General features: G+C 33.2%; 23 protein-coding genes. 18 read left to right on the top strand and 5 right to left on the bottom strand.

Going from position 1 to position 24,231, the window contains the following annotated elements; all coding sequences use genetic code 11:
- The first annotated feature begins 2 nt into the window (after window positions 1-2).
- The 8 genes from ACOOWA_RS08780 to ACOOWA_RS08745 all read left to right on the top strand — a co-directional run bounded on the left by ACOOWA_RS08780 (window position 3) and on the right by ACOOWA_RS08745 (window position 9,005).
- Window positions 3-971: a 2-hydroxyacid dehydrogenase gene (locus ACOOWA_RS08780; RefSeq protein WP_421374618.1), complete on the top strand. Its 969-nt coding sequence runs from the start codon at window positions 3-5 to the stop codon at window positions 969-971.
- Window positions 972-1,175: 204 nt separating this feature from the next.
- A complete protein-coding gene (locus ACOOWA_RS08775; RefSeq protein ID WP_421374617.1) occupies window positions 1,176-1,475 on the top strand; it encodes a hypothetical protein in 300 nt (99 codons plus the stop codon).
- A 148-nt stretch (window positions 1,476-1,623) separates the two neighbouring features.
- Complete coding sequence (locus ACOOWA_RS08770) at window positions 1,624-3,618, top strand: alpha/beta fold hydrolase (protein WP_421374616.1); 1,995 nt, start codon at window positions 1,624-1,626, stop codon at window positions 3,616-3,618.
- Window positions 3,619-3,738: 120 nt separating this feature from the next.
- Complete coding sequence (locus tag ACOOWA_RS08765) at window positions 3,739-4,224, top strand: DNA-deoxyinosine glycosylase (RefSeq protein WP_421374615.1); 486 nt, start codon at window positions 3,739-3,741, stop codon at window positions 4,222-4,224.
- Between the two features lie 271 nt (window positions 4,225-4,495).
- Window positions 4,496-5,545, top strand: a complete 1,050-nt coding sequence (gene queA, locus ACOOWA_RS08760) for a tRNA preQ1(34) S-adenosylmethionine ribosyltransferase-isomerase QueA (protein ID WP_421374613.1) — start codon at window positions 4,496-4,498, stop codon at window positions 5,543-5,545.
- Window positions 5,546-5,634: 89 nt separating this feature from the next.
- Complete coding sequence (gene rlmN / locus ACOOWA_RS08755) at window positions 5,635-6,669, top strand: 23S rRNA (adenine(2503)-C(2))-methyltransferase RlmN (RefSeq protein WP_421374611.1); 1,035 nt, start codon at window positions 5,635-5,637, stop codon at window positions 6,667-6,669.
- Between the two features lie 407 nt (window positions 6,670-7,076).
- The gene (locus ACOOWA_RS08750) at window positions 7,077-7,955 is read left to right on the top strand and encodes a hypothetical protein (RefSeq protein WP_421374609.1); all 879 of its coding nucleotides are present in this window, start codon (window positions 7,077-7,079) and stop codon (window positions 7,953-7,955) included.
- A 72-nt stretch (window positions 7,956-8,027) separates the two neighbouring features.
- Window positions 8,028-9,005 carry a polyprenyl synthetase family protein gene (locus ACOOWA_RS08745; RefSeq protein WP_421374607.1) on the top strand — a complete coding sequence of 326 codons (978 nt, stop codon included), beginning with the start codon at window positions 8,028-8,030 and terminating at the stop codon, window positions 9,003-9,005.
- Window positions 9,006-9,253: 248 nt separating this feature from the next.
- On the opposite strand, the gene ACOOWA_RS08740 is transcribed toward ACOOWA_RS08745, so the two are convergent.
- Window positions 9,254-9,550 (bottom strand): hypothetical protein, encoded by a 297-nt coding sequence (locus ACOOWA_RS08740; RefSeq protein WP_421374605.1) that lies wholly within the window; start codon window positions 9,548-9,550, stop codon window positions 9,254-9,256.
- Between the two features lie 137 nt (window positions 9,551-9,687).
- On the opposite strand from ACOOWA_RS08740, the gene ACOOWA_RS08735 reads away from it, so the two are divergent.
- The gene (locus ACOOWA_RS08735; RefSeq protein WP_421374604.1) at window positions 9,688-12,120 is read left to right on the top strand and encodes an alpha-ketoacid dehydrogenase subunit alpha/beta; all 2,433 of its coding nucleotides are present in this window, start codon (window positions 9,688-9,690) and stop codon (window positions 12,118-12,120) included.
- Window positions 12,121-12,184: 64 nt separating this feature from the next.
- Here the strand turns inward: ACOOWA_RS08735 and ACOOWA_RS08730 are convergent, their stop codons facing one another.
- Genes ACOOWA_RS08730 through ACOOWA_RS08720 form a run of 3 tightly spaced genes read right to left on the bottom strand, consistent with a single transcriptional unit; the run spans window position 12,185 to window position 14,355 of the window.
- The gene (locus ACOOWA_RS08730; protein ID WP_421374603.1) at window positions 12,185-12,637 is read right to left on the bottom strand and encodes a hypothetical protein; all 453 of its coding nucleotides are present in this window, start codon (window positions 12,635-12,637) and stop codon (window positions 12,185-12,187) included.
- The gene (locus ACOOWA_RS08725) at window positions 12,634-13,905 is read right to left on the bottom strand and encodes a hypothetical protein (protein WP_421374602.1); all 1,272 of its coding nucleotides are present in this window, start codon (window positions 13,903-13,905) and stop codon (window positions 12,634-12,636) included. Before ACOOWA_RS08725 ends, ACOOWA_RS08730 begins: the two co-directional genes overlap by 4 nt.
- 57 nt (window positions 13,906-13,962) lie before the next feature.
- Window positions 13,963-14,355 carry a winged helix-turn-helix transcriptional regulator gene (locus tag ACOOWA_RS08720; RefSeq protein WP_421374601.1) on the bottom strand — a complete coding sequence of 131 codons (393 nt, stop codon included), beginning with the start codon at window positions 14,353-14,355 and terminating at the stop codon, window positions 13,963-13,965.
- Window positions 14,356-14,683: 328 nt separating this feature from the next.
- Here ACOOWA_RS08720 and ACOOWA_RS08715 point away from each other — a divergent pair, with 328 nt between their 5' ends.
- Window positions 14,684-15,745: an NADH:flavin oxidoreductase gene (locus tag ACOOWA_RS08715; RefSeq protein ID WP_421374600.1), complete on the top strand. Its 1,062-nt coding sequence runs from the start codon at window positions 14,684-14,686 to the stop codon at window positions 15,743-15,745.
- Between the two features lie 648 nt (window positions 15,746-16,393).
- Here ACOOWA_RS08715 and ACOOWA_RS08710 read toward each other — a convergent pair.
- On the bottom strand, window positions 16,394-17,596 hold the full coding sequence (locus tag ACOOWA_RS08710) for an aminopeptidase C (protein ID WP_421374599.1): 1,203 nt from the start codon (window positions 17,594-17,596) through the stop codon (window positions 16,394-16,396).
- 475 nt (window positions 17,597-18,071) lie between these two features.
- Here ACOOWA_RS08710 and ACOOWA_RS08705 point away from each other — a divergent pair, with 475 nt between their 5' ends.
- From ACOOWA_RS08705 to ACOOWA_RS08670, 8 genes are all read left to right on the top strand, one after another.
- Complete coding sequence (locus ACOOWA_RS08705) at window positions 18,072-18,590, top strand: RNA polymerase sigma factor (RefSeq protein ID WP_421374597.1); 519 nt, start codon at window positions 18,072-18,074, stop codon at window positions 18,588-18,590.
- A gap of 10 nt (window positions 18,591-18,600) precedes the next feature.
- Window positions 18,601-20,958: a T9SS type A sorting domain-containing protein gene (locus tag ACOOWA_RS08700; RefSeq protein WP_421374596.1), complete on the top strand. Its 2,358-nt coding sequence runs from the start codon at window positions 18,601-18,603 to the stop codon at window positions 20,956-20,958.
- Between the two features lie 125 nt (window positions 20,959-21,083).
- The gene (locus ACOOWA_RS08695) at window positions 21,084-21,269 is read left to right on the top strand and encodes a hypothetical protein (protein WP_421374595.1); all 186 of its coding nucleotides are present in this window, start codon (window positions 21,084-21,086) and stop codon (window positions 21,267-21,269) included.
- Between the two features lie 149 nt (window positions 21,270-21,418).
- Window positions 21,419-21,922, top strand: coding sequence for a GbsR/MarR family transcriptional regulator (locus ACOOWA_RS08690; RefSeq protein ID WP_421374593.1), 504 nt, complete (start codon window positions 21,419-21,421; stop codon window positions 21,920-21,922).
- Between the two features lie 69 nt (window positions 21,923-21,991).
- Window positions 21,992-22,336, top strand: coding sequence for a hypothetical protein (locus tag ACOOWA_RS08685; protein ID WP_421374592.1), 345 nt, complete (start codon window positions 21,992-21,994; stop codon window positions 22,334-22,336).
- Between the two features lie 7 nt (window positions 22,337-22,343).
- The gene (locus ACOOWA_RS08680) at window positions 22,344-22,748 is read left to right on the top strand and encodes a hypothetical protein (protein ID WP_421374672.1); all 405 of its coding nucleotides are present in this window, start codon (window positions 22,344-22,346) and stop codon (window positions 22,746-22,748) included.
- A 141-nt stretch (window positions 22,749-22,889) separates the two neighbouring features.
- Window positions 22,890-23,672 (top strand): fatty acid desaturase, encoded by a 783-nt coding sequence (locus tag ACOOWA_RS08675; RefSeq protein ID WP_421374591.1) that lies wholly within the window; start codon window positions 22,890-22,892, stop codon window positions 23,670-23,672.
- A 1-nt stretch (window position 23,673) separates the two neighbouring features.
- The gene (locus ACOOWA_RS08670) at window positions 23,674-24,060 is read left to right on the top strand and encodes an SRPBCC family protein (protein ID WP_421374590.1); all 387 of its coding nucleotides are present in this window, start codon (window positions 23,674-23,676) and stop codon (window positions 24,058-24,060) included.
- Window positions 24,061-24,231 lie beyond the last annotated feature (171 nt).

The raw sequence follows: 24,231 nt of genomic DNA, 5'->3' as shown, positions 1-24,231 counted from the left end.
AAATGAAAGTTTTTATCAATAAAAGAATTCCCGAGATAGGAATTACAATGCTGAAAGAAGCAGGTTTGGAAATTACAATTCCGGAAAATGATGATTTGTCGCATGAAGAATGGCTTCAATACTGTAAAAAAACAGATGTAATTCTGAATGTTGGTCACAACAAATACGATCAGAATTTTTTCGAAGAATGTCCGAATGTAAAAGCAATTGCCTTGTTCAGTGTAGGTTTTGACCATGTAGATATTAAAGAAGCTACGAAAAGAAATATTCCGATCGGAAACACACCGGATGTTTTGAGCCGGGCTACTTCAGATGTCGCTTTTTTATTGATGCAATCGGTTGCGAGACGGGCAGCTTTTTATTTTCAGAAGGTGAAAGATAATAATTGGGGAAATTTTGATCCGATGTATGAGCTTGGTCAGGAATTGTATGGCAAAACTTTGGGCGTTTTCGGTTTAGGAAGAATCGGTTTTGAGATGGCTGAAAAATGCAAAAAAGCTTTCGGAATGAATATTATTTATCACAACCGAAATCACAATGATGAAGCTGAAAAAGAACTCAATGCAAAATATGTTTCTTTTGATGAATTGATTGAACAATCTGATGTTTTGAGTATTCACGCAAACTTTAAACCCGAACAGAGTAATTTATTTAACGCTTCCGTTTTCAAAAAAATGAAAAAAAATGCAATTTTTGTGAATACGGCAAGAGGAGGTTTTCATGATCAGAAAGATTTGTATGAAGCTTTAGTTTCAGGACAAATTTGGGGAGCTGGCTTAGATGTTACCAATCCGGAACCTATTGAAGAGAATGATCCTATTCTAAAATTATCAAATGTTTGCATTCTTCCACACATCGGCTCTGCAACGGTGGAAGCTAGAAACGGAATGACTAAATTGGCAGCCGAAAATCTGATTGCTTTTTCAAAAGGAGAAAAAATGCCGCACATTGCAAATCCGGAAGTTTATTAATTTGAGATCTGAAGTTTGAGATTTAAGATTCGGGATGGGTACTGCAAGGTTTTATTACTGGATTTTAAAATTCAAATTTTCAGTTGCAGATTGAAAATCATAAGCTTAATCTCTTCAAATTGTTTCTTTTTACTTTTACCCTGGCTCTTTAAAAAAAATGGACTCATTTTTGTCTTTGAATAATTAACATTAAAATAAAATATTATGACACCAGAAGATCAAAAAAACGAGCAAGACAGAAAGTTAGAAGAAATGGATTATAATCCTAGCGAAGATATTTTCAATAAAGAAGAACATATTCCTTTGGATGGCGATGGAAATCCGATTGTAAATCCTAATCACGTCAACGACGGAATGCCCTACGGATTGGATGTTCCCGGTGCTGAAGACGATGATAATTTCGAACAAATCACCAATCAGCTTCCAGATGAAGAAAATAATCTTTACAGCCGAAGCGATAATGAAGATGACCACGAAGAAGAAAATGAAGATATTATTTCTTAAATACGATCCCGCAAATTAAAGCGGGATTTTTTTATGCTTTAATTTTTCGGTTCTTTTTATTTTAAATATTAACTTTGGCAATCTTTGAATTAAATAAGAATTAATGAATATTATTATGTGTTCTAAATTCTTTTAAAATGAAAATTATATGAAATTAAAACATAGTCTGCTCGCTCTGGCAGCTCCGTTGGTTATGAATGCACAACAACTCATGACACCTGAAATACTTTGGACTTTGAAAAAAGTGGGTGTACAGGCAGTTTCTCCAGATCAATCTTCTCTTATTTACAAGATTGGGCAAACCGATTTGAAAACTGAAAAAACAAAGAACGAAAATTACTTTTTAAATGTTATCAGTAATCAGTCTTCAAAAATAGATTTAGGCAAGAAAGCACTAATTCAATGGGATAAAAACGGAATTTATGCTCAGGAAGGAGACAAGATTTTCCTTTCAAAAGACAGCGGGAAAACCTGGACAGAATTTTATACCATTGGTGAAGCTGATAACATTGTCATTTCTCCGGACGGAAAGAAAATTGCTTTCAGCAAACAGGTTCTGGTTGAAAAATTAATGGGGAAAGATAAATATTCCGATACTCCAAAAACGACTGCTCAGGTTTATACTGATTTGAATCACAGACATTGGGATTATTTCAATGAAGGAAAATACAACCACGTTTTTGTAGTTGAAACTTCAGCGAATGTAAGTTCTGCAAAAGATTTATTGGAAAGCAAAACATGGGATTCACCGCAGAGACCTTTTGGTGGAGCGGAAGATTTTGTTTTCAGCCCGGATTCTTCACAGCTTTTATATGTTACAAAACCTAAAAGTGGAAAAGAATATTCCACGAGTACAAACACCGATATTTTCGCTTACAATTTAGCTTCAGGAACGACAAAAAATTTAACTGAATCTAATAAAGGGTATGATGTTAACCCAAAATTCAGTCCCGATGGACAGTCTTTGGTTTGGCAAAGTATGGAAAGAGACGGTTTCGAAGCTGATAAAAACGACATCAAGTTGATGGACTGGAAATCGGGTAAAACTTCAAATCTTACAAAAGCTTGGGATGAATCTGTTTCAGGAGATGTTTTCTGGAGCGGAGACTCAAAAGCTATTTATTTTACGGCGGCATTCAGAGGAACAAAGCAATTATTTTCTTTAAATCCTAAAGATTCAAAAGTTCAGCAGATTACAAAAGGAGATTTTGATATTAATGAAATTTTTGCAGATCAGAAAAATTCACTTTTAGTTTCAAAAACAGATATCAATCACGCATCAGAAATCTATTCTGTGAATCTTAAAAATGGAGATTTGAAGCAGATTACAGATGCTAACAAAGAGGTTTATGCTAAGCTTTCTCAAGGGAAATCTGAGTTGAAGATGATAAAAACTTCAGACGGAAAAGAAATGGGAGTGTGGTTCCATTATCCGCCAAATTTTGACCCGAATAAAAAATATCCGACTTTAGTGTATTGCCAAGGCGGACCACAATCTGCATTAACACAATTCTTCAGCGTAAGATGGAATTTCGCTTTAATGGCTGCAAACGGATACATCGTGGTTGCACCAAACAGAAGAGGAATGCCGGGTTGGGGAACAAAATGGAATGAAGAAATTTCAAAAGACTGGGGTGGGCAACCCATCAGAGATTATTTAGCTGCTACAGATTTTGCTAAAACTTTACCGTATGTGGACGGAGAAAGAGTTGCTGCAGTTGGTGCAAGTTACGGAGGGTACAGCGTATTTATGTTGGCTGGAGTTCACAACAACAGATTCAAAACATTCATCGCTCACGATGGATTATTTGATATGAAATCTTGGTATCTTACGACTGAAGAGCTTTGGTTTGCAAACTGGGATTTGGGTTCTCCGTGGGAAAAACCGCTTCCAAAAGCGTACACCGATTTTAACCCAAGTAATTTTGTGGAAAAATGGAATAAACCCATTATGATCGTTCAGGGCGGAATTGATTACAGAGTTCCTTACGAACAAGGTCAGGAAGCTTTTCAGGCTGCAAAGTTGAGAGGTTTAAAATCTAAATTAGTTTACTTTCCAAACGAAAATCACTGGGTGCTTCATCCGCAAAACGGTTTGGTTTGGCAGAGAGAATTTTTCGATTGGTTGAAAGAAACTTTGTAATTTAAGAAACTAAAAATAACAATTAAATTTATTCAAATCTATCAATAGGAGCGGACTTTAGTCCGCTTTTTGTTTTCAAAATCAAGAAAGGCTTTAGCCAAAATCTACTATATTTGAATCATGCAAAACCGAATCTCATCGTTTCCACCATTTATCGATCAACAATCTAAAATTTTAATCTTAGGTTCAATTCCCGGAGTAAAATCTTTAGAAAAACAACAATATTATGGTCATCCTCAGAACAAATTCTGGAAGATTATTTTTGAATTATTTAAAGAAGAGCTTACAGAGAATTATGATGATAGAATCAATATTTTAAAAAAACACAATATCGCACTTTGGGATGTCATTGATTCCTGCGAAAGAAAAGGTAGTCTTGATTCCGAAATAAAAAACGAAAAGGCTAATCAGATCGAAGAACTTTTAGAACAACATCCTAATATTAAAGCAATATTCTGCAACGGAGGAAAGTCTTATAAAAATCTGCATAAAATTTTAGGTAAAAATTTTAGAATTCCGATGTATTTATTGCCTTCCACAAGTCCTCTTCACACAATTTCTTTTGAAAGAAAATTTGAGGATTGGAAAAAGATATTGAATTACTAAAATAGAAAGCAACTCCTTTTTGAAGTTGCTTATTTATTATTTTGACCTATTGACAATCCACAAATATTTGCTCATAGTGTATATTCTGTTGAACCAAAATAGTTATTTTTCAATTAAAATAAATCAAAAATAATAAAAATTCATGCCTGTAACTACCATGAATAAAGGAGAGTGAAATAAACACTTGACAAAGGGGTGTCAAATGTTGTATATTTGCAGTCCGAAAAATTGCATCCGTAATTTTTATAATTTTTAAACCGTAATTTAAAAAATGAAGACATCCGATTTTAATTTTGACCTTCCTGAAGAATTGTTGGCAGAGCACCCATCTGAACATAGAGATGAGTCTAGATTAATGGTTCTTGATAGGAAGAATCAAACGATAGAGCATAAAACATTTAAAGATGTTGTAGATTATTTTGATGAGAAAGATCTTTTCATCTTCAACAATACTAAAGTTTTCCCGGCACGTCTTTACGGAAATAAAGAAAAAACAGGAGCTAAAATTGAAGTTTTCTTATTGAGAGAGCTTGATAAAGAAACTCGTGTTTGGGATGTTTTGGTAGATCCTGCAAGAAAAATCAGAATTGGTAACAAATTATTCTTTACTGAAGACGAATCTCTAGTGGCAGAAGTTATCGATAATACAACTTCAAGAGGTAGAACTTTAAGATTCTTATTTGACGGACCTTATGAAGAATTTAGATCTAAATTAAAAGAATTAGGAGAAACTCCACTTCCAAAATATATCAAAAGAGAAGTAGAACCGGAAGATGCTGAAAGATATCAGACCATTTATGCAAAAGTAGAAGGAGCTGTAGCGGCACCAACTGCAGGTCTGCATTTCTCTAAGCATTTGATGAAAAGATTAGAAATCAAAGGAATTGATTTTGCTGAGGTTACTCTTCACGTTGGTTTGGGAACTTTCAATCCGATTGAAGTTGAAGATTTATCTAAGCACAAAATGGAATCTGAGGAAATCATTATCGATGAAAAAAATGCTGAGATTATCAACAATGCTGTTCAGGAAAACAGAAGAGTTTGTGCTGTAGGAACAACAACGATGAGAGCGATTGAAACTTCAGTTTCTTCAAATAAAAAAATTTCCGCTATCAATGGCTGGACAAATAAATTTATTTATCCGCCTCACGATTTCGGAGTTGCCAATGCGATGATTACCAATTTTCACACGCCAAAATCGACATTAATGATGATGATTGCCGCATTTGCCGGAAAAGATTTTTTAATGCAGGCCTATGAAGAAGCAGTAAGAGAGAAGTATAAATTCTACTCTTATGGTGACGCAATGTTAATTATATAAATTAGGAAGCTGGAAGTTGGGTGCTGGAAGTTTGCAATTCAGCACCCAATTTTTCTTCCATCTTCTGACATCCAACATCCAACAATTTCATGAAAGATATCAGAACTTTATCACTCGACCAGCTCAAAGAATATTTTGTTTCTTTGGGAGAAAAGCCGTTTCGTGCGAAGCAGGTTTATGATTGGTTGTGGAGTAAAAATCTCCATTCGATTGATGAAATGACGAATCTTTCGAAACCTCTTCGAGACAGAATTTCAGAAGAATATACCATCAATCCGGTTTCCGTGGATCAGCTGCAGAAAAGTACAGATGGAACCATCAAAAACGGAGTCAAACTTCATGACGGATTATTGGTAGAATCTGTTTTAATTCCTACCGAAACCAGAACCACAGCTTGCGTTTCTTCACAGGTTGGATGTTCTTTAAACTGCGAATTTTGTGCAACCGCAAAACTCAAAAGAATGAGAAATCTTGAAGTTGCAGAAATCGTAGATCAGGTTGCCTTAATCGACAGCCAAAGTAAAATGTATTTCAACAGACCGCTTACCAACATTGTGTTTATGGGAATGGGAGAGCCGATGATGAATTACAAAAATGTAGTGGAAGCCATCAGAAAAATCACCCAGCCGGAAGGTTTGGGAATGTCACCGAGAAGAATTACCGTTTCTACATCTGGAATTCCGAAGATGATTAAAATGTTGGCAGATGACGATTTGCGTGTGAAATTAGCATTGTCACTTCACTCAGCAATTGAAGTGAAGCGTAACGAAATTATGCCATTTTCCGATAAATTTCCTTTGACGGATATTATGGATTCTCTTCAATACTGGTACAAAAAAACAGGTTCTGTTATTACCTTTGAATATTGTGTCTGGAAAGGAATTAATGATGGTGATGAAGATATTAAAGCGCTGATTAAATATTGTAAACAGGTTTCTTCTAAAGTGAATTTGATTCAATACAATCCAATTGGTGACGGAAAATACGATCAGTGCAACAAAAAAGCCGAAGATAACTACGTTCGTCAGTTAGAAAATGCTGGAATTACCGTCATGATCAGAAAAAGCCGTGGTGGCGATATTGATGCAGCTTGCGGACAATTGGCCAACAAAGAAGCTGAATAATTTTAGCTAAATTTTTTTCTGAAATTAAACCATAAAACAATTCAACAAAATATCTTAGGAATAATTCTCACATTTCAAAATCTTAAGAATCATGAAATGGTTCAATACCAGTAGCGTGGGTGAAACTCCGTGCTAAAATATGTTGATATCGAAAGAACCACCTATTGGTTCAAATTTTTCCATTTCAATTCTTAATTCCATTTCTTAATAATCCATTTTATGTATGTCCGTAATTTGTAATAATTTAATTTTTAGCTCCATTTTTGTCATTCTGAAAGAATCTCAACACATTGAAATAAAATGATTTAGATTCCTTCGGAAAGACAAAAAGACTGTCGATTATTAGTATTATGATTAAAAACGGACATTCATTATCCATTCAAATCAAAAAAACTTATTTTTGCTCAATGAAGAAGGTTTTTCTGTTATTTTTTGTCTGTTTTTCGATTATTTCTAAGGCTCAACAAGCAGAAATTTTTAAGCTTAAAAAATTCAGAGTTGCTGTCTTAAATGATTCTATTCAGGAAACTTCGGGTTTAAGTTTTCTTGATGGAAAATTATACACTTTCAATGACAGCGGAAATCCTGCCGAGTTATATGAAATCGATAAAACTTCCGGAATAATTCTTAATACTTTAAAAACTAATGCTGAAAACAAAGATTGGGAAGCTTTAACTAACGACAATGAAAACTTTTACATCGGAGATTTTGGAAATAACGCAGGAACCCGGAAAGATTTAAAAATCTATAAAATTCCTTTCCAGAATAATCGGTTGCAGAATGATTCAATGAAGATTATTTCATTTTATTATCCCGGTCAAAATAATTTTACATCCAGAAATATCAGCACAGATTTCGATTTGGAATCGATGATTTTTTTAAATGGAAAAATCCATATTTTCACCAAAGAATGGGCTTCAAAATCAACAACTCATTATACTTTAGATCCCAATGATTTTGAAAAGCAGGCTGCACAGAAAATAGAAACTTACCAAACTGGTTTCGTGGTTACTGACTGTTATTACTATGAAAAGAAATTGTACGTCGTAGGCTACACCAAAAAAACAGAAGTTTTTCTCAATATTTTCAAAGAAACAGAACCTGGAATTTTTTTTAAGGAAAATCCAAAACATCTTTATTTAGGCAGCGCATTAACGATCGGGCAGATTGAAGGAATTGCAGTTGATGAAAAAGGAATCTATATTTCTGGTGAAAAATTCTCTTCACCGATCTCAAATACAAAGCCATTTTTATATTTTATCCCAACTGAAAAACTCAAACTTTAATTTTTGTTAAAATTGGTTTAAAAAAATTATCTTTGTGAGAATTAATAAATACTCACCCATCATTCTTACTTCGTGGCAAACATTGTAGAAGAAATCAAGCAGCCGATCAATGAGGAAATGAAACTTTTCGAACAGAAGTTTTATGAATCGATGCAAAGTAAAGTCGCTTTACTGGATAAAGTTACCCGCTTTATCGTTACCACAAAAGGGAAGCAGATGCGCCCGATGTTTGTGTTTCTTTGTGCTAAATTAATCGGAGAAGTCAATGAAAAAACCTATCGTGGCGCTTCGATGATTGAATTGATTCACACCGCTACTTTGGTTCATGATGATGTGGTTGATGAAAGTTTTAAGCGCCGTAATTTCTTTTCAATCAATGCGTTGTGGAAAAATAAAATTGCAGTTTTAGTAGGAGATTTTTTACTTTCAAAGGCAGTTTTATTGTCTACAGACCATAAAGATTACGATTTGCTTTCAGTAATTTCGAGAACCATCAGAGAAATGTCTGAAGGCGAACTTCTTCAATTGGAAAAAGCCAGAAAACTAGACATCACCGAAGATGTTTACTATGAGATTATCCGTCAGAAAACAGCTACTTTAATTGCCGCTTGCTGTGAAATCGGGGCTCTTTCTAATGATGCTGATGAAAATTTAGCGAAAAAAATGATGCAGTTCGGAACGTATACCGGGATGGCTTTTCAGATTAAAGATGATTTATTCGATTATTTAAGTTCAAATGTGATCGGGAAACCGGTTGGAATTGATATTAAAGAACAAAAAATGACATTACCATTAATTCATACTTTAAAAATTGCCAGCGAAACGGACAGAAAATATTATTTCAATACCATAAAACGCTACAATAACGATCAAAAACGCGTAAAAGAACTGATTGCTTTTGTGAAAAGTTCAGGAGGATTAGACTATGCCATTACCGTAATGAAAGATTTCCAGCAAAAAGCAAAGGATATTCTGGACGAATTTCCCGATTCTCAAGTCAGAAAATCTCTACACACGATGTTGGATTATGTAATTGAAAGAAAGTTCTGAAATTTTTGGTTCTCACAGATTTAGGAAATTTAGCAGATTTAAAATGTTAAAATAAAAATCAGCGAGAGAAAATTTTACCATTAAGAACATTAAATCTTAGATTTTTTAAGAATCAATAAAATTGATTTAAGCGTGCAGCTTAATACTTTAGCTTGCTAAACCTTAAAATATTCTGAAATATTTTTTTCTTAAAAACTTCAATATCTTAATTTTTAAAAAATTTGGTTAGATTTATAAATAGAACGATTCTAATCCAGAATCATCGTTGTTATCATAATCACAGACAATACAATACAAAATAAAGCGATTAAAAATAGATAATCCGCAATACGTTCATATCTTATTTCAGACTTTTCTTTTATAGTTCTTATCGCTAAAAATGAGAAAAAGCAGCTACAGGCAAAAAACACGCATGCAACTCCTGAAAATTCATCCAGATAAGTATTGTGACTCACTTTTGTGATTTTAAGCGAAGTAATTATCAACATCGAAAATCCCAATAAATTACTTGAAGCATTTAAAATATGAGGTGATTTTTTTTCCATTTTTCAATATTATGTAAAATTAAGATAGAATAATCTTCATTATCAAATTTTTAAAAAAGATTATTAAAAATTAAAATTAATATAAAAAGTGTATATTAGCAAAATACTTCAACATAAAAAATATTTAATATTTGGCTATGCAGACAACCTATATTGAAACTCAGCAAATTTCCTTTCAGGACTTTAAAAATCAGATACTTGAAGACTATAAATTGGGAAGAATTTCTCGTGAGATGTCTTACTTGGGCAGAAGAGAAGTGCTTACCGGAAAAGCTAAGTTCGGAATCTTCGGTGACGGTAAAGAGTTGCCGCAATTGGCAATGGCGAAAGTTTTCAAAAACGGTGACTTCCGTTCGGGATATTACAGAGATCAGACTTTTGCATTGGCAATTGATGCTTTATCTGTTGAAAGTTTCTTTGCGCAATTGTACGCCGATACAAGTGTTGGAAGAGAGCCCGCTTCTGCCGGAAGACAGATGAACGGTCACTTTGCAACAAGAAGTTTAAATGAAGACGGAAGCTGGAAAGATTTAACGGCTCAGAAAAATATTTCTTCAGATATTTCTCCTACTGCAGGACAAATGCCAAGATTATTAGGTTTAGCACAAGCTTCAAAAATATACAAATCCGTAAAATTTGAAGGTTCTGAAAAGTTCTCAAAAGATGGAAACGAAATCGCTTTCGGAACAATTGGTGACGCTTCTACAGCAGAAGGTCATTTTTGGGAAACTTTAAACGCTGCCTGTGCGCTTCAGGTTCCGATGATTGTCTCTATTTGGGATGACGGTTACGGGATTTCTGTTCCAACCATGAAACAGAGAGCAAAAGCAGATATTTCTGAAATGTTGAGCGGTTTCCAGAGAAAAGAAGGAGAAAATCAGGGTTGCGAAATTATTCAGGTGAAAGCTTGGGATTACGCTGCGTTGTTGGATGCCTATGCTAAAGCTGAACATTTTGCTAGAACAGAATCGGTTCCGGTTGTAGTTCACGTTATTGAAGTTACACAACCTCAAGGTCACTCTACTTCAGGTTCTCACGAAAGATATAAAAACGAAGACCGTTTGTCCTGGGAAGCAGATTTTGACGGTTTGGTAAAATTCAGAGAATGGATCTTAAATTATTCAATTGAAATTGAAGGGAAAGAAGAAATCATTGCTTCCATCGAAGAATTGGATGCAATTGATGAAGAGGCCAAGAAAAAAGTAAAAACAGGACAAAAACTGGCTTGGGAAAATTACCAGAAAACAATTACCGAATTGGCTTTTGGAGTTTTACCTTTAGTTGAAAACATGAAAAGTCAGAATTCTGAAATAGAGACTTATATTGCTCAATATAATAAATTGGTTTCAAAAGCGAAGAAAGATATTTTCCACTTGGTGAGAAAGTCTTTATTGGCAACAAGAGGAACAAATTCTGCTGAAAGAAGCCAGTTGATGCAGAAATACAATGAGATTTTTGAGGTTGAAAAAGACAACTATTCTTCACATTTGTATTCTCAGTCTCAATGGAAAGCAGAAAATGTTCAGGAGATTAAACCTGTTTATTCTGACGCTTCTGAAGATGTTGACGGTAGAGTGGTGATTAGAAATAATTTCGATAAAATATTCGAAAAATATCCTGAAACTTTGGTCTTTGGTGAAGATGCCGGAAATATTGGTGATGTAAACCAGGGTCTTGAAGGAATGCAGGGAAAATATGGTGAACTTCGTGTTGCCGATACCGGAATTCGTGAAGCTACCATTCTTGGTCAGGGAATCGGAATGGCAATGAGAGGTTTAAGACCCATTGCTGAAATCCAGTATTTAGATTATATTTTATACTGTTTACAGGGAATGAGTGATGATTTGGCAACGGTTCAGTACAGAACGAAAGGCGGTCAGAAATCGCCTGTAATCATCCGAACAAGAGGTCACAGATTGGAAGGAGTTTGGCATTCCGGTTCTCCAATGGCAGGAATTCTGAATCTTTCAAAAGGTATTTTGGTATTGGTTCCGAGAAGCTTAACTATTGCTGCAGGTTTTTACAATACAATGTTGAAAAGCGATGATCCTGCTGTAATTGTTGAATGTCTGAACGGTTACCGATTAAAAGAAAAACAACCGGATAATTTAGGTGAATTTACAGTTCCTGTTGGAAAAATAGAGGTTACAAAAGAAGGAAAAGACGTGACTTTGGTAACTTATGGTTCGACCTGGAGAATTGTGATGGAAGCAGCAAACGAATTGGAAAAGTTAGGAATTTATGCAGAAGTTATTGACGTTCAGTCGTTAATTCCTTTTGATTTAACTCATGAAATTGCTGAATCTGTAAAGAAAACCAACAGATTGGTCGTTATTGACGAAGATGTACAAGGTGGAACTTCAGCATTTATTTTACAGCAGATTTTAGAAAAACAAAAAGCATTCAGATTCCTGGATTCTGATCCTTTGACGATTGCTGCAAATGACCACAGACCGGCTTATGCAAGTGACGGAGATTATTTCTCTAAACCTTCTGCTGATGATATGGTTGAAAAAATCTACGCATTATTTAATGAAACAAATCCTCAGAAATATCCTGCGATATTTTAATTGAGATTTTTAGATAAATTTTGAAACCGTCCTACTCAGAATTCTGACAGGACGGTTTTTTTAGCTATTGCTTTCCATCAAAAACTATTTCATTTTCAAAGATGAATTGATTATTTATATTCCAGTACCCGTCACATCTATCTTGAAGGCTTCCTACAATAATTGAGTCTCCTTTTATGCTTACTATTGAGCAGAGATAATTTTCATGAAGTTTTTTTTCAGTTCCATCGTTCGAGTATCCTTTAATGATATTTTCAATAATAAAATAGTTTTTATTTGGAGATACTTTTAAATCTGAATACCCAGAATTAAAGCCATTATTTATATCATAATTTTTAATAGCTGTGGCTTTATTTTTTTGTATGAGGTAAGGCTGATAAAACAAATCCATTTCTTTATCATATTTTAAGAAACCGAGTGTACAATCTGGTGTAATTTTTATTGTTTTAACAAAATTCATTTTTTCAGAACATGAAATTAATGTTATAAAAAACATTGCTAGTAATAATTTCTTCATAGTTTATTTTTTAATTGATCATATCTTATTTTTGCATTTGTCATTGAGTATCCTTTGTTTTTTTCTCCTCTAAGAGGACCGTAGATTTCCAATATTTTCTTTTCGTAAACAGAAAAATTGTTTCCCCAATCATTTGGATTTTTTGATACTTGTGAATTTTGCTTAAAAAAAGTGTCTAATGATTCGCCAAAGCATTTCTTTACATGTGCCTTTCTATTTACGTGATGATCTAATACAATAGCTCTACCTAACTTTGTTTTTAAAAAGTCACCAATTTTATAGTTGTGATTTGAAGGTTTAATTTGCAAGCAAAAATGTAATCTTTCGATAAAATCTTCAATCTGTTTTGTCTGAAAATCCGTATCATTTAGTAATTTTATAATTGCTTCCAAAGGTTTACAGAGTGTAAATTTTTTAAAACTTTCATTTGTAAATCCGTCACGTATGTAGTTTTTTAGTTCTTTGCCAGATATTCCATTATAAGATATTATATATTTGTTATCCTTTGCCTCAACCTTCCAACCACATTTTTCAAGCTTTGAAGCCTTTTCTGGAAAAGACATATTAAACTCGTACAATTGAATAGGAAACTCACCTTCACTATCTGTATTTACTGTCTTTTGCATTGCTCCTGCTGAAAAAACTTCACTATCATAAGATTGAACACAGTCTAAATTTCCTTCATTTTCCGACATAGCAATTAAAATATCTTTCTCATCTTGTGTTACAACAGAATTACTTATTAAATTATTCCAGAATTTAAATTGTTTTAACGAAATCTCTCCAACATATTCGGGACCAAAAGTTCCATGATATTCCGTACACCTTATTTTATTTTTATACTCACTTCCGCAATTTTGTAATGAAGAAGATTCACTTTTAAAAACAGTCTTAAAATTTTGGCTTTTTGCAGAAATATTATCTGCGGAAATAATGGCGTAAAAATTATTTTTACTTCCAATCATTTTGTCAGAATATTTATGATATCCAAAAGACAATTTAGATATGCCATTGGACACTTTCTCTATTTTTGAAATTCCTTCAGGGTAAAAGCCTAATTTCCCCTCTCTATAAACTGATAAAGAACAAATAAAATCTTTTAAGCCTTTTGATTGTATTTCAAAGTATAAAGTTACATAGCCTGATTCTTCCTTACAAGATAAATATTTAATTTTTAAATATTTATCTTGCAGTCCATTTTGTGTTCCCTGGGGATTATTGAGTGATAAAGCACTTATTGAATTAAATCCGTCGTAAATTTTGCTCATAATGTTTTTTTTATTAAAACAAAATAAAACCATAATGACGACAAAACTTGACGTGTATTATAGAAAAACAACTTTTTTCACTTTTTTCTCATCCAAAAAAGTTTTACAATCTTTATCTTTAATAGGATCATAAACATGATATTTTGTTTCCCATTCTTCCAACTGATATAAAATCGGCAACAGTGCCAAACCTTTTTCCGTTAAAGAATATTCAACTCTTGGCGGAAGTTCTTTGAACTCTTCACGAATAACCAATCCGTCAGTTTGCATTTCTCTTAATTGATCGGTCAGAACTTTTCTGGAAATCACATTAATTCGCACGGCAAGTTCACCAAAACGTAATTTACGGTCTTTAATTACCAATACAATAATTGGTTTCCATTTGCTTCCTAATGCAGACATTGCTTTACCTAAAGGACAGCTGTATTCCATTAATTCATTCTTTTTCATGATAATTTTTTTAACTATTTGTTATTTAACCACAAAAGTCACAAAAGCTCTGTTGTGTCTAATTTTTTTAAGTTCAATTACTCTAAAGTTTAAAGCTCACAAAAAACAAAAATCTCTGATTTTTAAAACTTATATGATCTTTCTTACATTCAATTATTAAACTTAAAATTCACAAATAATCTTTTGTGCCTTTTGTGGTTAAAAAGTATGTTACTTTCAGGTTACTAATATAAGTTACTACAAAGTTACCACTATTTTTTAATTAAAAGATACAAAAACGAACTATTATTAGTTACTTTGTGTAACAATTATAAAATATATTTTAAAAATGAGTACAGAATCATTGTTTAAACCTTTTCAATACAAGAATTTAACACTAAAAAATAGAATTGTAATGGCTCCTATGACGAGAGCTCAATCTGATAACGGAGTTCCGACTCAGCAAATTGCAGATTATTATGCAAGGAGAGCCGCTTCAGAAGTGGGACTGATTCTTTCTGAGGGAACGGTTATCAACAGACCGGCATCAAAAAATATGCAGAATATCCCTGATTTTTACGGAACAGAAGCATTAAACGGCTGGAAGAATGTGATTGATGCAGTTCATCAAAATGGCGGAAAAATGGGACCTCAGATTTGGCATGTCGGAGACACAAGAAGTTCGGCAGATTATCCTTTGGTTGACATGGAAAAGGCTTCTACAATGACTTTGGAAGATATTCAGGATACAATAGCTCAGTTTGCGGCTTCGGCGAAATCGGCAAAAGATTTGGGATTTGATGTTTTAGAAATTCATGGAGCTCATGGTTATTTGATCGATCAGTTTTTCTGGGAAGTTACAAATACAAGAACTGATGAATACGGCGGTAAAACATTGAAAGAAAGAAGCAAATTTGCAGTTGATGTTGTGAAAGCGATAAGAGCTGCTGTTGGTGAAAACTTTACGATTATTATTCGTCTTTCTCAATGGAAACAGCAGGATTATAAGAGCAGATTGGCTGTAAATCCTAATGAAATGGAAGATTGGTTGTTACCTTTAAAAGAAGCGGGAGTTGATATTTTTCACTGTTCACAAAGACGTTTCTGGGAACCGGAATTTGAAGGTTCTGATTTAAATTTTGCAGGTTGGGCAAAAAAACTGACCGGTCAACCGACAATTACAGTGGGTTCTGTAGGTTTAAGTGGTGATTTTATGTCAGCTTTTGCCGGTCAAGGTTCTGAAAAGGCAGATTTAAAAGAATTGATAAGAAGGCTTGATCGTGAAGATTTTGATTTGGTTGCCGTTGGTCGTGCTTTGTTAAGCGATTATCAATGGGCAAAAAAAATAAAAGACGGCAGAGTAGAAGAACTTGCTGACTTTGAAGGTTCAAGCTTAGGCGTTCTTTACTAAAAAAACATAGTGAATTGCTGTTTGTTTCGTGGTCAATTTATTATTTAAACTTTATTTCCACTATTCACTTACGAAGTAAAAAGGGCAGTTCACTTTTATTGTACACATAATTTTACCTAATATTTTTTTTGATTTTAGAGAAACCGTTTTCAAATTTTTGAGAACGGTTTTTTACTTTTAGTAAGGCTGGATTTATTTTAAACGCAAAGTTCGCAAAGATTTTTTTAATTTATTGAGAATATTTTTCGTTCGCAAAGGCGTTTCACTCAGCAAAGAAATTCTAGTCTTAGCTGGACATGGCCGCTTGAATAAAATTCAGACAGCTTATTAACAACTTTAAATATTTAAATGTCATCTAACCAATAATAATCTCTATACAAAACAATACTTTCGTTGGCTTTTAATCATTATTTCGAATTAGAAAGAGATGAATTAGGGTTTCTGCTGTCATTTGCTGAACATAAACTGAAAGTTTACGAACGCAGTTCTGCCCTTGCGAACAGAAAATATGCAGGATATTAGAAAAAAATCCTTGCGACCCTTGCGTAAAAAAAATAGTTAAAACAAAAAAACCGCCTGAATAAAATTCAGACGGCTTATTAACAAGTTTAAATATCTAATTGTCTGCTAGACAATAATGATTTCTTTTTATAAACCAATATTTTTCGTTGGTTTTAATTGTTTTAAAATGTTTTTCGGAATTGCATTTTTATGTACCAAAATCGCAGTCGATTTATATTCAACATAAGGTCTTGTTACATACAAATATCCTTCAAAATCATTGGTTACACCCCAGGAATTTTTCACCATATAATATTCTTTTCCAGACTGGTCTTTCGCTAATCCTACGATATGCATTCCGTGGTCATCGGTTGTAGAAAGGTTATTCAGGGCTTTCTGGCGCATATCTTCGGTAATGGTTTTGTCTTTTTTAGGTTCAGTAAACAGAGTTCCGCTGTTGCTTTTTGTGATTTGATCTAAATCTGTATCCGGAACGTAAGCCACACCGTTTTTGTATGAAAAATAAGGCTCTGAAACATCGGTTGCCCAACCTACAGAATAGCCTTTGTTTACAGCGTTATCGATAATTGCTGTTAAGTCTTTCATCGGAACATTCCAGTCAGAATCATGGCTCCAGTTATCAGGAATCGGTACTACGAATTTCTGATAGTAAGGATAATCTTTGTAAGAAGAAATTTCAACATAATCTTCAGGATTAATTCCTACTACTTCTTTAGCGAAAGTTTTCGGAGTATAATTTTTTCCTTCATACATAAAGTTTGTCGGAACTTTTCCTAAATATTCGTCTAAAATAGCATCTACAGAATCCATCCAGTTATCTGAAAGTTTTCCTTTTGATGAAGCAGCAACCAAACTGTCAAGCACAGGCTTCAGTTTATCCTGCATTTCTTTAAAATTATTTAAAGTCTGCCCGGATTTTAATCCTGTATAAACATCTTGTGGAACGGCTCCGTATTTTTTGTACATATTGACAACGTCGTGAAGTTCGCCGCCGTCTCCCCAGCTGATTGCTCCGCTGTTTAAAACGTATAATTTTGCTTTATCGTGATAAGAATTTCTAGCCGTAAAGATTTCAGCCAAATCAACCGGTTTTTTTCCCATCCTCTGCATTTCAGACTCAAGGAAAGAATTTCCCGAATAACTCCAGCAAGTTCCCGACGAGCCTTGGTTTTTTACCGAAGTTGCACCCACATCTTTCAATGTAGTAAACTGGAAATTGGCATTTTGAGATTGATTGTTCTTCAACTTGTTGATCAGGTCATCCTGAGCAAACATCATACTTCCTGCGCAAAAAATAAAAAGTAGTGATGCAAATCTTTTGTTTTTCATAAGTAATGAATCTGTTTGTCTTAAAGATGATTTTTAAAATTCCAAATACAATTTCTATTAATCATTAAATTGAAACCCCATCATCTTTAAATTATATTTTAAATAGTCTGCAATTTTAAGCATATGTTACAGAATGTAATGTTAAAAAAGGGTTAAAATTGAATGGAAGAGCTGGAGAGTTTTAGCATTGTTGTGTTTGAGACCGTTAGTGAATATTGTGGTGAATCTTGTGGTGAATCTTTATTGCAAAACTTAGTGAGCTTTTAAAAGTAGAACGGTTCTGTGAAACTTAAAACAATTAGTATTCAAAAAAATCTTTGAGAACTTTGTGTTCAATATTGTTTCGTTTAAATCTAACAACTATTCACTAAAAACCATCAACCACTTAAACTATTTCATTATTTTTAGAAAAAAGTTTTAAATGTTTCCAACCTGCGAGAAATTTCCTGCATCTATAAAAGTATAAAGCCTGACTATGGAAAAAGAATTACTTTTAGAATGCCAACGGAACGACCGCAACGCACAGCGGAAAGTGTACGAGAAAATGGCGGGCAAACTGTACGCAGTCTGCAAGCGCTATCTGAAAAACGATGAAGACATCGAAGAAGTATTGGCTGATACTTTTTATAAAATCTTTACCAAACTGAATCAACTGCAAAATCATGACATTTTCGAAGCCTGGGCGAAGAAAATTGCGGTGAATGAATGTCTTCAGAAACTGAGAAGTACAAAAGCTTTGCATATTTCATTAGATGAAAATCTTGTAGAATCTCCCGATTCCAAAGTAGAAAATCTTTCTTTCGAAAAAGATATTCTGAAGCTTCTGAATTTCCTTCCGGAAGGATGCAGAGCGATTTTTAATCTGTTTGCGATTGAAGGGTATCCTCACAAAGAGATTGCAACAATGCTTTCAATCAGCGAAGGAACTTCAAAATCTCAGCTGAATTTTGCCAGGAAAAAACTACAGGAACTGCTCGTAAATCACAACATTTAAACTTTACACAATGGAAAATAATCACGATATAGATAAAAAATTCAATGAGGCTTCTCAGTTTTCGGAAGAACCTGCGACTTTTCCGGGTTTTGATAAAGTATGGTCAAAAGTTGAAGAAAAATTAGATAAAAAAGAAGAAAAAAAGAGAATCATCCCAATTTGGATTCCATATGGAATTGCAGCGAGTTTGATGATCGGTTTGGGAACATTTTATTTCATCAATAAAAATGATGCTTCTGAAATTGAAAAACCGGCGATTGCTCAGAATACTGTTTCTCCAAAAACAAATTCAGATGTTCAGATGATCGACAGTATGGTGAAATCGAATATTGAAAAAGAAGTTAATCATTTAAAAGAAAATCAAAAAATATTAGCCTATGAAGATGGGGGGAAATTACATAATCGGTATAATCCCGAATCAGGCTTTACTTTTGAACAAAAATCAATAATAAATCGTTTTAAGAACTATAAAATAAAACCAATAGCAATTAATAAAGATGTTCCTTACGTTTTTGTAGACAGTGGTTTTGAAGAAAAAAAAATCGAGGAAGTTGTTGTTTTAGGATATAGTAAAACGGCAACCAAATCTCCATTTGTTTCATCATCTTCAGCGGTGAGGGGAAATCTCATCGCAAGCAATTCACCGAGCGCAGGGTTTTTAAATTCTATAAGTGGAGCCGCTCCAGGATTATCAATCAGTTCTTCTTCCGGAACTCCCGGATCTTCCAAAAATGCTGTTCTTATTCGGGGAGTTGCTTCGATTAAAGAAGGTTCAAAACCTTTATATGTTATTAACGGTGAAATTGCAAGCGGAGAAAAATTTAAAAAATTAAAACCGGAAAATATCAGGGAAGTTTCAGTGATTAAAGATGCGGCAGCAACTTCTGTCTATGGGAGCAGAGCCACAAACGGTGTTATTGTAATTTCCACAAAAGATGCTTCAAAATCAAAAAATCAAAAATTTAATAAATTTTTAAATAAACTTTTTCCCAAAGCTAAAACGGACATCACAGCTAAAACTGAAGAAAAAGAGGAAGAGCTTCCAAAAGCAGGACAATTAACAGCCGGAGAAGCAAATGATTTTTCTAAATGGAATTATTGGATGGATATTGCTGTACCTGCATTAGAAAGATATAAAAATGAATGGAAATTTTTCCCTGAAAGAAGAGTATCAGTACAACTGGTGAATAAAAATAAAAAGCCGGTCGTAGGAGAAAAACTAAAATTAGTTAATGATAAAAATGAAATTGTCTGGGAAGCGGTTACAGATAATCTTGGAAATGCAGAATTATGGATTAATCCAATGACTGACTCAGAGCAAAACATTGGAAAATATATTTTGAGAGATCAATCAAATAATATGATCAGTAATAATCCCAAAGAATTCAAAAACGGACAAAACCTTATTGTTCTGGATAAACCGTGTCTCGAAAAAAGAGCTTTAGATCTTGCCTTCGTGGTTGATGCAACAGGTTCGATGGGCGATGAAATTGCTTATTTACAGTCTGAGCTTCTGGACGTTCTTAAGAAAGTTGAATCTAACCTGAAAAATACTGAGGTAAGATATGGTTCTGTTTTTTACAGAGATAAAGGCGATGAATATGTAACCAAAAAGTTTGATTTTAGTGATGATGCGGGACAGCTTTTAAATTTTATCAAACAGCAAAATGCTTCAGGTGGCGGTGATTTTCCGGAAGCTGTAGCAGAAGCAATGGATGTATCTGTAAATGAGCTGAAATGGAGTACAGGAAATTCTACCAAAATCATGTTTTTAATTCTTGATGCACCACCACATCAGTCGGCAGAAAATATTGAGAAGCTTTTTAAATATATAAAAACTGCAGCACAAAAAGGGATAACCATCATTCCTCTTTCGGCAAGCGATATTGATAAACAAACGGAATATCTGATGAGAACTTTTGCGCTGATGACCAACGGAACATATACTTTCCTTACCAATCACAGCGGAATCGGGAACAATCATATTGAACCTACTGTAGAATCTTACGAAGTTGAAAAGCTGAATGATCTTCTTTTGAGGCTTATTTTGCAACGTGCAACACTTACGGAATGCGATAAAAACATTTCTCAGAATTATCTGAACAAAAAGCTTGAAACAGAAGCGGGAAGCCTCACAGAGCATCAGATAAAAATATTTCCTAATCCTACGAAAGGTCCTGTAAATATTATTTCAGATCTTTCGGTTGATGAGCTTTATGTCTATGATTTGGCAGGAAAAATTATCATGAAAAAAGAAAAACTTTCAGGGAAAAGTGCGATCGATATTTCTTCATATCCACAGAGTGTTTATCTCATCAGAGCCAGAACAGAAAAAGGGTGGGAAACTTTTAAAGTGATTAAAAATTAACATAAGAATGGGTCTAAAAAAAGAAATTTCCTCGGAGATTTCTTTTTTTTCTCTATTTTTAGACATATTATCGAAGATGAAAAAAGTTTATCTGTTATTGCCTGTATTTGTGGTTCATTTTGTGTTTGCACAGGATTCTCAGCGTTATTTTTCGGGAACATTTTGAAGCCAACGAAACGAAAACCATAAATCTGGATTTAAAAGTAGAATTTGCAGGTGAATACACCGGAAAAGCTTCTAATGTTTATCTTTATTATATGCCGGAAGCCAAATTTTGGAATGAGGGAATACAAGCAGTTATACAACTTTAATTTAAAATAAATTATAAAATTCAAAGGCTGATTTTCTATTTGAGATCAGCTTTTTTTTAAAACTAAAATAATATAAATAAACTTTCATTAATTATTGAAAATTCAAAAATTATAGTTACATTTGTAATAGAAATTAAAAAAATAAAAAGATGCAGCTTTCAGAAGCCAAAGAAAAATACATTCAGACTTGGGGAACTTTTGCTACCAATTGGGGAATCAATCGTACAATGGCGCAGGTGCATGCATTGCTTTTGGCAAATGGAAAAGCACTTTCAACAGATGAGGTGATGGAACAACTTGAAATTTCCAGAGGAAATGCCAATATGAATCTTCGGGGTTTGATGGATTGGGGAATTGTAAAAAAAGAACTGATAAAAGGTGACCGAAAAGAATATTTCTACGCCGAGAAAGATGTCTGGTTTTTATTTAAGCAAATCACAAAAGAACGTAGAAAAAGAGAAATAGAACCAGTAATTTCATTTCTGGAGGAATTAAAAAATATTGAAGACAAAGATTCGGATGAAGCTAAAGAATTCATCAAATTAATGGCTGATTTTAGTTCTGTGACAGGAAAAATAAATAATATTATGGATCTTGCCATTAAAAGTGACGATCATTGGCTGGTTGGAAAAATCACTAACTTGTTAAAATAAAAAGGAATTTAAATCCTTTTTTATTTCAATATAATTTTCAAAAAATATTGAAAGTATAATAATTATAAGATGTTTAATATAATTTCATATTTATTTTTCCTTACGATCAGCTCGTACATCACAATTGATGTGGGAAGAAGATGTTACAATGCGGGCAAAACGTATCTGGAATATTTGCTTAATGACAAAAACCTCTGTTTAACGATTAACAGAATTCTTTTGGGATGTTATTATCTGATTAATCTCGGATATATTGCCATTAGTTTATCGACCTGGAATAAAGTGAACACGATGGAAGAAATTTTGGTTGTTACATCAATAAAAATTGGTTATATCACTTTGATTCTTTGTGTTTTACACTTCATGAATATTTTTACACTGTACTTTTTAAGAAAAAATTTAATTATAAAATAATAAAATGATGACTGCAACGATTTTAACCACAGCAACCTACAACTTTTCAGCGTACATGATTTACTTACCGATTGTTATAATGTTGACGATTTTTGTATCTCAGTTTTTGTTTAAAAATTCGAAAACCTTTATGATTGATATTTTTCACCAGAAAGAAGACATTGCAATGGCAACAAATTCATTGTTCAAGATTGGTTTTTACCTTTTAAATATAGGTTTTGCTCTTTGTATCATTGAGTTTTTTCAAATTGAAACTGTTGAGAGATTGGTTGTCGCATTAAGCAAAAAAATTGGTGGATTTTCAATTTATCTTGGAGTAATGATGCTTCTGAATCTACTTTTATTTTTAAAAGGCCGTAAACATGCTATGAACAAAGATAAAATTCAAAATGATGAGTTATCTGACTCTTAAAAATCAAATATTATGAAAAATTTAATCATTCATTTAATTCTCATATTTTATTTCGCTGGAAAAACGAAAAGAATAAACTTTTAAAATCTTGATAACTTGAAATTTTTTAAATTGATTTATTAACGTATCTAAAAACTAAAAATGAACCATACCGAATTAATAAAAAAAGTAGAATGGAAAGATTTAAAATCTCTTTCTACAAAGGAAATGCTGATTGAAAATAACATCAGTCTTCCTTGGCTTATCATTTCCTTATTCTTGGCTTACAAAGGATATTATTGGGCGGCGCTTCCTTTTTCAGGATTTTATTTTTTGGCAGCTTTAAGACAGGTTCACAATGGATTTCACAATTCCTTAGGAACAGGAAAATTTCTGACTTGGCTTTCAATGTATTTAAACAGCATTTCAATGATGGCGTCGATTCATGCGGTAAAGTTCAATCACATCAGACATCATAAATATTGTCTTTCTGAAGAGGATTATGAAGGAAAATCTGCATCGATGAAATGGTATGAAGCCATTTTGTACGGTCCAAAACATATGTTTCTTATTCATTGGATTACCTTTAAAAAAGCCAACAAAAACTGTAGAAAGAATTTGTTTTTTGAATTGATTTCAATCTCAATTTTTGTTTTTGTAGCATTTTATTTTAAAATTGATTTTCTCATCTATCATATTTCAATAATGCTTTTTGGAGAATTTTTAATGGCATTTTTTGCAGTCTGGACTGTTCATCACGATACTCATGAAAATCCAAATATCGCAAGAACACAACGTGGATTTTGGAAAAATAAATTAACGTTCAGCATGTTTTATCACATGGAGCATCATCTTTTTCCGGCTGTTCCCACTATTAAATTACAGGAATTGGCAGAAAGAATAGATAAAGTTTTACCTGAATTAAATAAAAAACAAACTTTTTAAAATGTCAAAAATCCATCTCAAAACAATCATCAACGCCAACATCCAAACCGTTTTCGATTTATCGAGAGATATTGATTTACACCAAAAATCAACTTCTAAAACAAATGAAAAAGCAATTGCAGGAAGAACTTTTGGATTAATTGAATTGAGCGAAACCGTAACATGGAGAGCAAAACATTTAGGATTTTATCAAACCCATCAGTCTAAAATTATTGAGATGAAAAAACCGCATTATTTTACCGATGTTATGATAAAAGGAAGATTTAAGTCTTTTAAACATCAGCATATTTTCAAAGAAGAAAAACGGAAAGACAATAATGACAGATATTCTGGAATTCGAATCTCCTTTCGGAATTATCGGAAAACTTTTCAGCAGATTTTTTCTTAGAAACTATATGAAAAATTTTCTCTCAGAACGAAATAGATTAATTAAATCAACTGCGGAAAATATAGAAAATCACTGCAGAAATCACTTCACGGATAATGGAATATAAGTCTGAATTTGAATTTACTGCTGAAGTGAGAATGAAAAAATATCTTCTGAAAGAAACAAACTGAA

The organism is Chryseobacterium sp. GP-SGM7, assembly GCF_049166575.1.
GTDB lineage: Bacteria > Bacteroidota > Bacteroidia > Flavobacteriales > Weeksellaceae > Chryseobacterium.
Note: the sequence above shows the minus strand (reverse complement) of the source record. Positions and strands in the feature narration are given on the sequence as shown.

Coding starts and splice junctions, on each gene's coding strand:
- ACOOWA_RS08675 (WP_421374591.1), top strand. CDS start 22,890: ATGAACCATACCGAATTAATAAAAAAAGTAGAATGGAAAGATTTAAAA.
- ACOOWA_RS08770 (WP_421374616.1), top strand. CDS start 1,624: ATGAAATTAAAACATAGTCTGCTCGCTCTGGCAGCTCCGTTGGTTATG.
- ACOOWA_RS08730 (WP_421374603.1), bottom strand. CDS start 12,637: ATGAAGAAATTATTACTAGCAATGTTTTTTATAACATTAATTTCATGT.
- queA (WP_421374613.1), top strand. CDS start 4,496: ATGAAGACATCCGATTTTAATTTTGACCTTCCTGAAGAATTGTTGGCA.
- ACOOWA_RS08700 (WP_421374596.1), top strand. CDS start 18,601: ATGGAAAATAATCACGATATAGATAAAAAATTCAATGAGGCTTCTCAG.
- ACOOWA_RS08765 (WP_421374615.1), top strand. CDS start 3,739: ATGCAAAACCGAATCTCATCGTTTCCACCATTTATCGATCAACAATCT.
- ACOOWA_RS08670 (WP_421374590.1), top strand. CDS start 23,674: ATGTCAAAAATCCATCTCAAAACAATCATCAACGCCAACATCCAAACC.
- ACOOWA_RS08690 (WP_421374593.1), top strand. CDS start 21,419: ATGCAGCTTTCAGAAGCCAAAGAAAAATACATTCAGACTTGGGGAACT.
- ACOOWA_RS08720 (WP_421374601.1), bottom strand. CDS start 14,355: ATGAAAAAGAATGAATTAATGGAATACAGCTGTCCTTTAGGTAAAGCA.
- rlmN (WP_421374611.1), top strand. CDS start 5,635: ATGAAAGATATCAGAACTTTATCACTCGACCAGCTCAAAGAATATTTT.
- ACOOWA_RS08705 (WP_421374597.1), top strand. CDS start 18,072: ATGGAAAAAGAATTACTTTTAGAATGCCAACGGAACGACCGCAACGCA.
- ACOOWA_RS08775 (WP_421374617.1), top strand. CDS start 1,176: ATGACACCAGAAGATCAAAAAAACGAGCAAGACAGAAAGTTAGAAGAA.
- ACOOWA_RS08725 (WP_421374602.1), bottom strand. CDS start 13,905: ATGAGCAAAATTTACGACGGATTTAATTCAATAAGTGCTTTATCACTC.
- ACOOWA_RS08685 (WP_421374592.1), top strand. CDS start 21,992: ATGTTTAATATAATTTCATATTTATTTTTCCTTACGATCAGCTCGTAC.
- ACOOWA_RS08710 (WP_421374599.1), bottom strand. CDS start 17,596: ATGAAAAACAAAAGATTTGCATCACTACTTTTTATTTTTTGCGCAGGA.
- ACOOWA_RS08740 (WP_421374605.1), bottom strand. CDS start 9,550: ATGGAAAAAAAATCACCTCATATTTTAAATGCTTCAAGTAATTTATTG.
- ACOOWA_RS08715 (WP_421374600.1), top strand. CDS start 14,684: ATGAGTACAGAATCATTGTTTAAACCTTTTCAATACAAGAATTTAACA.
- ACOOWA_RS08750 (WP_421374609.1), top strand. CDS start 7,077: ATGAAGAAGGTTTTTCTGTTATTTTTTGTCTGTTTTTCGATTATTTCT.
- ACOOWA_RS08680 (WP_421374672.1), top strand. CDS start 22,344: ATGACTGCAACGATTTTAACCACAGCAACCTACAACTTTTCAGCGTAC.
- ACOOWA_RS08780 (WP_421374618.1), top strand. CDS start 3: ATGAAAGTTTTTATCAATAAAAGAATTCCCGAGATAGGAATTACAATG.
- ACOOWA_RS08735 (WP_421374604.1), top strand. CDS start 9,688: ATGCAGACAACCTATATTGAAACTCAGCAAATTTCCTTTCAGGACTTT.